The sequence below is a fragment of the Brevundimonas albigilva genome, assembly GCF_023503965.1.
GTDB classification, from domain to species: Bacteria; Pseudomonadota; Alphaproteobacteria; order Caulobacterales; family Caulobacteraceae; genus Brevundimonas; species Brevundimonas albigilva.
Window position 1 is genome coordinate 1,120,812 of sequence record NZ_CP097298.1, and the last position, 12,572, is coordinate 1,133,383.

General features: G+C 70.0%; 7 protein-coding genes and 2 pseudogenes. 3 read left to right on the plus strand and 6 right to left on the minus strand.

Going from position 1 to position 12,572, the window contains the following annotated elements; all coding sequences use genetic code 11:
* The first annotated feature begins 181 nt into the window (after window positions 1-181).
* The 3 genes from MU852_RS05875 to MU852_RS05885 all read left to right on the plus strand — a co-directional run bounded on the left by MU852_RS05875 (window position 182) and on the right by MU852_RS05885 (window position 5,621).
* Complete coding sequence (locus MU852_RS05875) at window positions 182-2,734, plus strand: ATP-binding protein (RefSeq protein ID WP_249751406.1); 2,553 nt, start codon at window positions 182-184, stop codon at window positions 2,732-2,734.
* A 182-nt stretch (window positions 2,735-2,916) separates the two neighbouring features.
* The gene (locus MU852_RS05880) at window positions 2,917-5,160 is read left to right on the plus strand and encodes a TonB-dependent receptor domain-containing protein (RefSeq protein ID WP_249751407.1); all 2,244 of its coding nucleotides are present in this window, start codon (window positions 2,917-2,919) and stop codon (window positions 5,158-5,160) included.
* Entirely contained in the window at window positions 5,124-5,621 is a 498-nt protein-coding gene (locus MU852_RS05885; RefSeq protein ID WP_249751408.1) for a TonB-dependent receptor, read from the plus strand. Before MU852_RS05880 ends, MU852_RS05885 begins: the two co-directional genes overlap by 37 nt.
* 136 nt (window positions 5,622-5,757) lie before the next feature.
* Here MU852_RS05885 and MU852_RS05890 read toward each other — a convergent pair.
* The 6 genes and pseudogenes from MU852_RS05890 to MU852_RS05915 all read right to left on the minus strand — a co-directional run bounded on the left by MU852_RS05890 (window position 5,758) and on the right by MU852_RS05915 (window position 12,565).
* Window positions 5,758-6,731, minus strand: a pseudogene (locus MU852_RS05890) (NAD-dependent epimerase/dehydratase family protein).
* Window position 6,732: 1 nt separating this feature from the next.
* A pseudogene (locus MU852_RS05895) lies at window positions 6,733-8,047 on the minus strand (UDP-glucose dehydrogenase family protein).
* A 95-nt stretch (window positions 8,048-8,142) separates the two neighbouring features.
* A complete protein-coding gene (locus MU852_RS05900; RefSeq protein ID WP_249751409.1) occupies window positions 8,143-9,321 on the minus strand; it encodes an alpha/beta hydrolase in 1,179 nt (392 codons plus the stop codon).
* Window positions 9,322-9,498: 177 nt separating this feature from the next.
* A complete protein-coding gene (locus MU852_RS05905; RefSeq protein WP_249751410.1) occupies window positions 9,499-11,400 on the minus strand; it encodes a TonB-dependent receptor domain-containing protein in 1,902 nt (633 codons plus the stop codon).
* Window positions 11,397-12,008, minus strand: coding sequence for a hypothetical protein (locus MU852_RS05910; RefSeq protein ID WP_249751411.1), 612 nt, complete (start codon window positions 12,006-12,008; stop codon window positions 11,397-11,399). The genes MU852_RS05905 and MU852_RS05910 overlap by 4 nt, the downstream gene beginning before the upstream one ends.
* Window positions 11,975-12,565: a TonB-dependent receptor plug domain-containing protein gene (locus MU852_RS05915; protein ID WP_249751412.1), complete on the minus strand. Its 591-nt coding sequence runs from the start codon at window positions 12,563-12,565 to the stop codon at window positions 11,975-11,977. The genes MU852_RS05910 and MU852_RS05915 overlap by 34 nt, the downstream gene beginning before the upstream one ends.
* Between the last annotated feature and the right edge of the window lie 7 nt (window positions 12,566-12,572).

Below are 12,572 nucleotides of genomic sequence, written 5' to 3' on the forward strand. Positions count from 1 at the left end.
ACGCCGCGGAGCACACGTCCACGGCGCGAAAATCTCAAGAGGGCGGGCCTATAGCCGAAAGCCCCGGAACGGTCAACGCGGACTCTTCGCGTCGTCGACGGCGACTAGGCGGTCGCCCGCATGGACCTGATAAGCCTTATTCAACCAAGCCTTGGCATGGTGCGGCGAAATCGGAAGCCGCATGTCCAGTTCCAGAGTCCGCTCCTTCGCCCTCTTCGCCCTGATCGCGCTGCTGGTCCAGGGCGTCGCCCTGGGCGCCCAGGCCCAGCCCCCCGGTCCGAAACGCTCGCCGATCGAACTGGCCCAGGCCGTCGAGCGCCGCGCCGGCGCGACCGACTTCGCCGCCCTGCGGGCCTTCGGCCGCGCGGCCGAGCAGCGCAACGACCGCGAGGGGCTGCAGCGCCTCTATCACGTCGCCTGGATCATGCTGAACCAGGGCGAGTTCGACGAGGCCGCCGACTGGAACCGCCGCCTGGCGCAGGCCGCCGACCTTCAGAAGGACAGCCGCTATATCCGCATCGCCGCCCTGAACGACCTGGTGCTGCGCTACGATCAGGGCGACACCCCGGCGGCCGACGAGATGCGCCGCCAGGCGGCCGCGGAACAGGACTGGTTCGCCAAGGCCCACGCCACGCGTATCTGGGCCCTGGCTCTGATGGACCAGGACAAGATCGGCGAGGGGCTGAAACTGCTGGCGGACGCCGACGCCTTCATCCCCGACACGGCGCCCTACGCCGACGTCGCGCGCGCCGGCCTGTGGGAGATGACCGGCATCGGCCTGATGAAGCTGAACGACATCGACGGCGCCATCGCCGCCTTCGGCCGCTTCGAGATCGACTTCGCCAATCCCGACTATCCGCGCCCGGACTTCGACGCGGTGTACAATCTGGCGCGGCTGTCGACGGGGATGGGCGACGTCCAGCAGGCCCAGCGCCTGTTCCAGATCCACCACCGGCTGACCCTGCGCGCGGGCCTGCCCAGTCTGAAGGTCTATGACGCCAATCTGTGCGCCATGGTGGCCAAGGCCCGCCAGGCGCCGAACGACGTCCTGACCTGCCTTGCGCCCTATGGGGAAGACCTGGGCCAGGCCTCCTTCCTGGCGCCCCACCTGCTGCCGACGCGCGCCATCGCCCGCGCCCAGACCGGCCGCCTGGTCGAGGCCCGGCGCGACCTGGACCAGATCCGTCGCCTGGCCGCCGCCGGCCTGTTCCGCGAGGAGGGCGCCTCGGAGTTGCCCCACGTCGAGGCCGAGATCCTGTTCGCCGAAGGCCGCCCGCGCGAGGCCTATGAACGGATGCGCGAGCACGCGCGCCAGGAGAAGATCGCCGACGCCCGTCGCTTCAGCGGCGGCATCCGCCAGGTGACGGGCGACATGCAGCAGCAGCTGGCCGAGCGCCGCGCCCAGCTGGAGACCGCGCGCGCCAACACCGATCTGCAACGCGCGGTCATCGGCGCCCAGAACTGGATCACCGGCATCGCCGTGCTGTTCCTGCTGTCGGCCGGGGTCGCCCTGTTCTGGATGTGGCGCCAGTCGCGACGCCTGCGCGAGGCGCGACGCCGGGCCGAGGCCGCCAATCGCTCCAAGTCCGAATTCCTGGCCAATGTGAGCCACGAGATCCGGACCCCGCTGAACGGCGTGGTGGCCATGGCCGACGCCCTGTCGCGCGCCGCGCTGCGTCCGCGCGAGCACGAGATGGTCGAGGTCATCCGCGCCTCGGGCGTGACGCTGGAACGCCTGCTGTCCGACATCCTGGACACCGCCAAGATCGAGGCCGGCCAGATCGTCATCGAGACCGCGCCCTTCGACCTGGCCGAGACGGTGCGCGGCGCCGCGGCCCTGTATCGCCCCCGCGCGGACGAGAAGGGCGTCGCCCTGCGCGTCCAGATCGACCCGGCGCTGGACCGGGCGGTGGAAGGCGACGTCGTGCGCCTGCGCCAGGTGTTGTCCAACCTGATCTCCAACGCCCTGAAGTTCACCGACGGCGGGTCGGTGACGGTCAGCGTGGCCGACGCCGGCGCGGACCGGGTCCGCTTCACCGTGGCCGACACCGGCTGCGGCTTCGACGACGCTCACAAGACGCGGATCTTCGCCCGCTTCCAGCAGGCCGACGGCTCCATCACCCGCCGGTTCGGCGGCACCGGCCTGGGCCTGGCCATCTCGCGCGAGCTGGTCGGCCTGATGGGCGGGGAACTGGACTGCGAATCCCGTCCCGGCGAAGGCGCGCGGTTCTGGTTCGACCTGACCCTGCCGCCGGCCGCCCCGGCCGCCAGCGCCGGCGAGGCCGAGACGGCCCTTGAGGCCGCGGGCGCCGACGCCCCCCTGTCCTTCCCCGCGCGCGTCCTGCTGGCCGACGACCACCCAGCCAACCGCAAGGTGATGGAGATCATGCTGAGCGGCGTCGAGACCGAGCTGGTCGCGGTCGAGGACGGCCGGGCCGCCGTCGACGCCTTCGCAAAGGGCGGCTTCGACCTGATCCTGATGGACATGCAGATGCCGGTGATGGACGGGCTGAGCGCCACGGCGGCGATCCGGGCGCTGGAGGCCGAAGGCGACGGGCGGCGCACGCCCCTGATCATGCTGACGGCCAACGCCCTGCCCGAGCACGTCGAGGCGGCGCGCGCCGCGGGCGCGGACGGGCACCTGTCCAAGCCCATCACCCTGCAGAGCCTGCTCGACGGGGTGGCGGCGGCGCTGGAGGCGACGCGGGGCGCGGTCGCCGCGCGCGCGGCCTAGACGATCGCCTTCAAACGGACTTCAACGCGGGTCGCCGGCGTTTCCGTCGCGCGTCGAACGTTGAATTCCGCGGCCTGTTGGATCGCCGCAACGCTTTCCAATCGTTCATGAATTTCGCCGCTTTATGGTCACCTTTGCAGCGTCCTCCATAGGGCGCACTTCCGCATTCGAGGCTTCTCCCCATGCCCGCCGCGTCCCTTCTCCTGCTTGCCCTGGCCCCGACGGCGGCGACCGCCAACGTCGAGGTCGCCCAAGTCCAGACCCAGACGCCGCCCGAGGACGAGGCGGTCGCCGTCCTGCCCGACATCGTCGTCACCGGCCAGCAGCGCGGCGTGGCCCTGGGCGGCCAGGAGCCCATCGTCTCTTACGACACCACCCAGCTGCAGGCGTTCGGCGCCACCAACATCGGCGAGCTGGTGACGCTGCTGGAGGCCCAGACCCGCAGCGCCCGCGGCGGCTCGCCGGTCTTCCTGGTCAACGGCCGGCGCATCTCGGGCTTTCGCGAGATCCGCGGCATCCCGCCCGAGGCGATCGAACGGTTCGACATCCTGCCCGAGGAGACGGCGCTGTCCTATGGCTACAGCGCCAACCAGCGGGTCGTGAACATCGTGCTGAAGGCCGACTTCCGCTCGCTGACCGCCTCGGTCAACGTCAGCCGTTCGGAGCAGGGCGGCCGCACCACCACCCAGTCCGAGAACAACATCCTGCGGATCGAAGGCTCGGACCGCTGGTCGCTGGACATTAACGGTCAGACCAGCAATCCGCTGTACGAGACCGAACGCGACATCGACCGCACCGGAACGAACGTGCTGTTTGACCGGGTCGGCAACGTCACGGGCTTGAACGGCGCCCAGATCGACCCGGCCCTGTCAGCCCTGGCGGGGTCCGCCGTGACGGTGGCGGGCGTGCCCGCCTCGGCCGCCGGCGGGGCGCCGAGCCTGAGCGACTTCGTCGCCACCGCCGGGGTCGCGCGCGCCGACGACCTGAACGCCTATCGCACCCTGCTGCCGCAGTCGGACGAGGCCTCGATCGCCGGGACCTACAAGCACGACCTGAACGACAGCGTCGGCCTGACCCTGAGCGGCAGCCTGGAGGACAGCTCCAGCTTCAGCTACCTGGGCCTGCCGGGCGTGACCCTGACCCTGCCGTCCAGCAGCGGCTTCTCGCCGTTCGCCAACGACGTGCTGCTGTATCGCTATGTCGACCGCCCCGATGCGCTCAGCCGATCGGTCGACACCCGCACGGCCGAACTGGGCGGCGTTCTGGACGGCTATCTGGGCGACTGGCGCTGGACCGCGACCGGCGAATACACCCGCACCGAGACCAAGACCTCGACCGGGCGGGGCGTGGACGACGACGCTCTCCAGGCCGCGATCGAGGCGGGCGACCCGTCCGTCAATCCGTTCGGCGACATCGACGGCCTGGTCGGCGACGCCCTGCGCGACACCGCCCGCTCGGTCTCGCAGACGGCCGAAGCCGAGTTCGTGCTGAACGGCACGGCCTGGGAGCTGCCGGCCGGCGACCTGACCTCGACCTTCAAGGTGGGGGCCGAGCACCAGTCGCTGGATTCCGAGAGCGTCCGGTCCGGCGCGGCCAGCGAGCGGTCGCAGTCGCGCGACCAGGGGAATTTCCAGGCCAACTTCGACCTGCCGATCGCCAACAAGGATCGCGGCGTCCTGCCCGTGCTGGGCGACCTGTCGGCCAATCTGAACCTGCAGTACGACGAGCTGTCGGACTTCGGCGGCGTGCATGAGATCGGCGCCGGGCTGAACTGGTCGCCGTGGGAGCGGCTGTCGCTGTCGGCCAACTATTCCGACGAGGGCAAGGCCCCGACCATCCAGCAGCTGAACGACCCGTTCGTCTCCACCCCCAACACGCCGGTGTTCGACTTCGCCACCGGCCAGACGGTCGAGATCACCCAGATCACCGGCGGCGACCCCAATCTGAAGGCCGAGGACAGCCGCATCCTGAAGCTGGGGGTCAACTGGCAGCCGTTCTCGGAACGCGACCTGCGGCTGAACCTGGCCTACACCCGCACCGAGACCGACAACGAGATCTCCAGCTTCCCGGCCATCACCCCGGACCTGGAGGCCGCCCTGCCCGAGCGGTTCACCCGCGACGACGACGGGAACCTGCTGTCGATCGACGCTCGGCCGCTGAACTTCGCCAAGCGCGAGCAGCAGGACGTGCAGTGGGGCTTCAACTTCTCGCGCGCGTTCGGCGCGCCCAATCCCGCGGCGGCGGCGGGTCGGGGCCGGGGCGGAGGCCCGGGCGCGGGCGGACCTCCGCCCGGGGGTCCCCGCCGGGCGACGGCGGATCGCGCGCCGGCGGCCCCGGCGGCCCTGGCGGTCCTGGCGGCGCCCGGATGCGCGGCGGTCGCGGATCGGCCATGCAGCCCGGACAGGGGATGTTCAACCTGTCGCTGACCCACACCTGGCGCGTTCAGGACGAGGTCGTCATCCGCGACGGCCTGGCGCCGCTGGACCTTCTGGACGGCGACTCCATCAGCGGCTCGGGCGGTCAGTCGCGCCACGAGGTGCAGCTGCAGGCCGGCGCCTTCCGGAACGGCTACGGCGCCTTTCTGAACGCCAACTGGAAGTCGGGCACGACGGTCGAGGGCGACGCCCTGGGCTCGCCGGACCTGGAGTTCTCGGACCGCACGACGGTGAACCTGTTCGCCTTCGCCGACCTGTCGCAGCGCAAGTCGCTGGTCGCGCGCTTCCCCTTCCTGGACGGCACGCGCGTCGGCGTCGGGGTGCAGAACCTGTTCGACGATCGGGTCTCGGCCACCTCCAGCGACGGCGCCCGGCCGGTCAACTACCAGGCCGACTATCTGGACCCGCAGGGCCGCGTGTTCCGCATCAACCTGAGGAAGATATTGTTCTGACGGTCGGGTCGCCGGCCATCGTCGCTCCGGGGCCGCGCAGCGGAACCCGGAGCCCAGGGCGGTCCACGCGGGGTGATGCGGTCCTGGGTTCCGGGTTCGTCCTGCGGACGCCCCGGAATGACGAGGGTGCGGACGCCTACCCGTTCTCGAACGACCGCCACCAGTCGACGAACTTCGGCAGGCCGTCGCCCAGCGCGACCCTGGGCCTGTAGCCGGTCAGGGCGTTCAGCTTGGAGATGTCGGCGTAGGTGGCGGTGACGTCGCCGGGCTGCATCGGGCGCATGATCTTGTTCGCCTGCACGCCCAGCGCGGCCTCCAGCGTAGCGATCATCTCCATCAGGCCGACCGGCTGGCTGTCGCCGATGTTGTAGATCTCGTGCGCCCCTCGGCCGGCGGGTGGTCCAGCACGCCCAGCACCCCGTCGACGATGTCGTCGATATAGGTGAAGTCGCGCGCCATGCGCCCCTCGCCATAGACCTCGATCGGCTCGCCCCGCACGATCCGGCGCGTGAAGCTGTAGTAGGCCATGTCCGGACGGCCCCACGGGCCATAGACGGTGAAGAAGCGCAGGCCCGACTGCGGAAAGCCGTAGAGGCGGGCGTAGCTCTGGCTCAGCAGTTCGCACGACCGCTTGGTGGCGGCGTAGAGCGAGACCGGGCTGACGGTCGGATCGTCCTCCCTGAACCCCTGCCCGTCCAGCGGCCGGTCGCCATAGACCGAACTGGACGACGCATAGACCAGATGTTCGATCCCGGCGTGGCGGCAGGCCTCCAGGATCGACAGATGCCCAGCCAGGTTCGACCGCTCATAGGCGAAGGGATTGTCGATCGAGTAGCGCACCCCCGCCTGGGCGGCCAGATGCACCACCCGGTCGGCGCCGCTGTCGGCGACCAGGGCCCGCATCGCCTCGTGCTCGGCGATGTCCAGCCGCACCATGCGGAAGCCGTCGCGCCCCTCCAGCCGGGCGGCGCGCGCCTCCTTCAGGCGCGGGTCGTAATAGGCGTTGAAGACGTCGACGCCGACGACCGCCTCGCCCCGGTTCAGCAGCCGTTCGGCGACGTGCATGCCGATGAAGCCGGCCGCCCCCGTGACGATGACCGGCCGCGCCATCTCAGCCGCGCCCGATGCCGGAGTATCGGAAGCCGCGCCGCTGCATGTCCTCGGGCCGGTAGATGTTCCTCAGATCGACCAGCACCGGCTGGTTCATCAGCAGCTTGACGCGGTCCAGGTCCAGCGCCCGGAACTGGTCCCATTCGGTGACGATGACCACGGCGTCGGCGCCCTGGACCGCGTCATAGGCGCTGTCCTTCATCTCCACGCCGTCCAGCAGTTTCGCGGCCTCGTGCATCCCCTCGGGATCGAAGGCCTGGACCCGCGCGCCCGCCGATCAGGGCCGGCGCGATGTCCAGCGACGGGGCGTCGCGCATGTCGTCGGTGTTCGGCTTGAACGTCAGGCCCAGCAGGGCGACGGTCTTGCCCTGGACGCTGGCGCCCAGCGTCTTCTCGACCCGGCCCGCCATGGCCTGCTTGCGCGCGTCGTTGACCGCCACCGTCGCCTCGATCAGCCGCGTCGGCGCGCCATACTGCTGGGCCGTGCGGACCAGGGCGATGGTGTCCTTGGGAAAGCACGACCCGCCGTAGCCGGGGCCCGCGTGCAGGAACTTGGCGCCGATCCGCTTGTCCAGGCCGATGCCGCGCGCGACCTGCTGCACGTCCGCGCCGACCGCCTCGCACAGGTCCGCCATCTCGTTGATGAAGGTGATCTTCATCGCCAGGAAGGCGTTGGCGGCGTATTTGATCAGTTCCGACGTGCGGCGGTTGACGAACAGCAGCGGGCTCTCGTTCAGGTTCAGCGGGCGATAGAGTTCGCTCATCACCGTGCGGGCGCGCTCGGCCGCCGCGTCCTCGTTGACGCCGATGACCACCCGGTCGGGCCGCTTGAAGTCGCCGATGGCGGCGCCCTCGCGCAGGAATTCGGGGTTGGAGACCACGGCGAAGTCGGCGTCCGGATTGACCCGGCGGATGATGGCCTCGACCTCGTCGCCCGTGCCGACCGGCACGGTCGATTTGGTGACCACGACGGTGAAGCCCTGGATCAGGCCCGCGATCTCCTCGGCCGCCGCATGGACGTAGGACAGGTCGGCGTGGCCGTCGCCGCGCCGGCTGGGCGTGCCCACGGCGATGAAGACGGCGTCGGCGGTCCGGATCGCCTCGGCGCCGTCCTGGGAGAAGGACAGGCGGCCGTCGCGTACGTTCGTCTCGACCAGATCGTCCAGGCCGGGTTCGAAGATCGGGATCTCGCCCCGGTTCAGCCGCTCGATCTTGGACGGGTCCTTGTCGATGCAGACGACCGTGTGGCCGAAGTCGGCGAAACAGGCTCCCGACACCAGGCCGACATAGCCGGACCCGATCATGGCGACGCGCATACGAAGGCTCCCGTGACGAACGCCCCGCTATAGGACAGGCGCCCGCGCCGGGGCTAGACCTTGATCGGCTAAGGCGTCGCTTCGCGATCCCGGCCTCAGTCGACGGTCGGCGTGAAATCCACGTCGAAACGACAGCCGCCGTCATAGCGAGGGGCCGCTGCCTGGCACAGCGCCGCCACGCCCTGCGGCGTCGGCTTGTCGCCCGCGTCCAGCCAGCGCGACATGGCCTGGAACAGGGCGACGTACTGCGGCGCCGACAGGCGGCTGTGCTCGGCCTCGTCGGTGAAGGTCTGGACCAAGAGGTCCGACCGGCCCGCCGCCGCCACCGTCCGGCGATAGGCGGCCTCGTTGGAGACGAAGGCGGTCGGATCGGCCTTGCCGTGGATGGTCAGGGTCGGCGCCACGATCAGGCCGCTGAGCGCCGCGTCATAGGCCAGGCGCGCCTCGCCCATCGGATCGGCGGCGAACCGCTGCACGCCCGCGTTCAGGGCCGCGTCGTCGTGCGAGCCCGCATAGACCGTCGCGCTGTTGTCGAACGGATTGAGCCCGTCCAGCCGCGTCTGCACCATGTCGCGGAACAGGAAGGTGGCCCAGGCCAGGTGCGAGACCAGCTGGTCCTCCTCGATCCCGACGACGGCCAGGATGTCGGCCAGGTTGCGCTTCTGCTCGGCCGTGCGCCGGCTCTCGGCCAGGCCGACGCCGGTGCAGGCCTGGACCCGCTGGGCCAGCTGGGCGCGGGTCATCGCGCTGTCCATCGGCAGGCCCCGCCACAGCGGATACTGCGGCTCGTCCGGGGCGGGGTGGTTGTGGCAGTAGAACTGATAGACGGCGCGCAGGTCGGCGCGGAAATCATAGGCGCGGGCTCCGCCGGCCAGGACGCCGCTGGTCAGCACCACGCCGTCCCAGACCACCTGCCCCTCCGCGTCGCGGGCGTAGAGCTCGGCCGTCTTGGCCGCGACATTGCCGCCCCAGGACTGGCCGTGAAGGATCGTGCGGCGCGGCCGGCCGAAGGCGTCCCAGAAGATCCGGCGCAGGTCGTCGGTGTCCTCGGCCGCCATCCGCACGCCGTAGCCGCCCCGGCGATAGGTCGAGCCCGCCCAGGCGTAGCCCTCCTTCACCGTCATGGAGAACCGCTCCAGATCCTCCAGCGGGTCGTCGGGTTCGGGCGCGGCCGTGCGCGGCCCGCCGTGGGCGTGGACCACCAGCGTCCCGTTCCAGTCCTTGGGCACGGCGATCCAGTAATACCCCCCTTGGCCGCCCGCCCCGACCAGCACCGCGTCTGCTGCGGCAGGAAGTCGGGACAGGCGGCCGGGTCCGGGGAGGGATCGGACGGGGCGGCGGCGGGGGCGGCGGCCTGCGTCGTCTGGGCGGCGGCGAAGGGCGCGCCGATCAGCGTCAGGGCGGCGGCGGCCGCCAGCATCGGGATCGGGCGCATCCTTCGCCTCCTCGGATCAGAACGTCTTGGAGACGTTGACGTACCAGTAGCGGCCATAGGGACGGTACAGCGATCCCAGATAGCCTTCCGACGACAGCGGCGGCTGTTCGTCGGTGATGTTGCGGGCGCCGACCCGAACCGTCGTGCCCGAGGCGAAGCCGTAGCCGTCCTCGAACTCGTACTGGCCGTACAGATTGCCGGTCAGCTGGCTGTCGACCGTCCAGGCGTCGCCCTCGGAGCTGAGGAAGCCCGTTTCGGTGACCGAGCTGATGTACTGGGTGAAGGCGCCGACCTGCCACGGGCCCTGCGACCAGGTGAACGAGCCCGACACCCGCCATTCCGGCCGGCCGTTGCGGGCCAGCAGGGTTTCCGAGATCGGCAGCGGCGTGTTCTCGTTGATCAGGCCCTGTTCGCGCGCCTCGAACAGCGATTCAACCAGCGGGCCGGCCGAGCGGTTGAATTCCATCAGATGGGCCGCGTTCAGGCTGGCGCGGAAGTCGCCCCAGGGCGTGCCGCGCAGCCGCCATTGCATGCCGATGTCCAACCCCTCCACCGTCTGCGGCAGCAGATTGATGAACTGGTCCTCGATCGAGGTGATCTGGCCCACGGGGGTGATGCCGCTGCCTTCGAAGAAGGCGATGTCGTCGGCCGTCACCGGGGCGCGGTTGACGTTGTCGTTGGTCGTGCCCTGCAGGATGTTCAGATAATCCAGCACGACGTTGGACTGGGCGCCCAGCAGGCCGACGATCTTCTCCTGTTCGATCTTCCAGCGGTCGATGGTGAAGGTGAAGCGGCCGAACTGCTCGGGGATGAACCAGGGCTGGAACACCAGGCCGATCGACTGGTTGGTGCTTTCCTCGGGCTCCAGCTCCGGGTTGCCGGACACCAGCAGCGAGGCGCTGGCGGGCTGGGAGCATTCGTTGAAGTTGTCGATCCGGCCCAGGCGCAGGTCCGCCTCGCAGCGGATGTAGTCGTTGTTGGTCGACAGGCGCGCGTACTGGGCCGCATTGGTCTGTTCCAGGTTCGGCGCGCGGAACCCTTGCGAATAGGACCCGCGAACGCGAACGCCGTCGATGATGTCCCAGGCCATCGCGATCTTCGGCTTGGCGACGTCGCCGAAGTCCGAATAGTGCTCGTACCGGCCGGCGATCTGGAAATCGAGGCTGCGCACCAGCGGCACGTTCATCTCGGGCGAGACCACCGGCACTGCGAACTCGACATAGGCCGAATAGACCTCGCGCTCGCCGTAGGTGTCGGGGTTGGAGCTGACGGCGGCGATGTTCGAGATGCTGGTTTCGCCGCTGATCATGTCGACGAAGACGTTGGTGCCGTCCAGGTCCTCGTCGCGGTCGTCGCGCTGGGTCTCCTTGCGGGCCTCGACGCCCAGGGCGACCCCCACCGGCCCGCCCGGCAGGGTGAACAGGTCGGGACGGCTCACCTTGAAGTCCCAGAGCGCCAGGGTCGTCTTGGACACCCGCGTCAGGTCGGTGCTGATGGCGTCGATCGCGGTCTGCGAACTGGGCGTGCAGTCGCCGCCGCTGGTGTCGTCGACGCAGCCGCCGCTGAAGGGGTTGTAGGCGTCGGGCGTCGACAGGGCCAGGCTGGCCTGCAGCGCCGTCAGGTTGATGGCGTTGGAGGTGTCCGTCGCCTCGGCCTCCGAATACAGGATGGCGCTTTCCCAGTCGAAGCCGCGCCATTCGCCGCGCAGACCGCCCAGGATGCGCGACTGCCAGTTGTCGACGTCAACGACCTGCTCGCCCACGTCGTTGAAGCGATAGCGGACCAGCTTCACGTCTGTGCCCTCGGCCGGAACATTGCTCAAGCCCGGCAGGCGGTTGGGGTTGACCGTGCCGTCGGCGAAGGTGATCGGCCCAAACGGGTTCCAGTAGTTGCTGGCCGGAATCCACAGCGGGTTCAACAGGATGGTGGCGGGCTGGATGTTCTGGGTGGTGGCCGTGTAATAGCCCAGCTCCCCGAAGGCGGTGACGCCGTTGTCCAGGTCGTAGTGGCCCGAGACGAGACGAACAGGTTCAGCCGCTCGACGTCGGGCGAGACGGTGGCGCCCCGCGCGCCGTCGTAGCGCAGGTCGCGCGCGGCGGCGCTGCTGTAGCTGATGTTGCCGCTGGCCAGGCAGACGTCGCCGCCGATCGGCGCGGTGCACCCCAGGGCCGAGGGCTGGTTGTGGAAGGCGCCAGCGGCGGAGGTCAGGTTGGTCGTGCCCTGGCGGACCCGGAACGGCGTCTGGAAGTTGGCCCACGACGTATAGGACGAGCGCGCGTCCGGATCGGTCGACGTCTCGTATCCCGGCACGTCGGCGAACAGGGCGCGGCGATCGTCCGAGGCGGTGTAGTCCATGTCCTCGGCGCGCTGGGCCGTGCGGTCCGTATAGTCCAGGAAGCCCGAGATGTTGCCGCGCTCGAAGTCCTTGCCGGCGAACAGGCCCAGGGTGAACTCGCGTCGGTGCGTGCCCTCGGCCCCGCCGTACTGGGCCTTCATCTCCAGGCCGTCGAAGTCTTCCTGAAGCACGTGTTGACCACGCCGGCCACGGCGTCCGCGCCGTAGATGGCCGCGGCGCCGTCCAGCAGGACCTCCAGCCGCTCCAGCCCCGAGACCGGGATGGCGTTGGAGTTGTAGCTCAGCACCGGCACCGTGCCGGTGTCCGACGTGCCCTGGCTGGTCGGATGCTGGACGATGCGGCGGCCGTTCAGCAGGACCAGGGTGTTGCCGACGCCCAGCGAGCGCAGGTTGACCGAATTGACGTCGCCGCGGGCCGCGTTCGAGGTCTGGGGGTTGTTGGCGCTGGAGAACAGCACGTCGCCCATCTGGGGAATGGAGCGCAGCAGGTCGTCGCCGCTGACCGCGCCGGTCGCGACGATCTCTTCCTGCGTCACGACGGTGACCGGCAGGGCGGCCGTGGTCGAGGCGCCGCGGATCTGGGAACCGACGACCACGATGTCCTCGACCTGGGCGGGCTGGCCGTCCGTCGCCGGGTCCGCCTCCTGGGCCAGGGCCGCGCCGGCCGACATCAGCAGGACGGCCGAGGCCGCGCCCGCCCTCAGGGTGAACTTGGACTGCATCTTCATGTCTCCT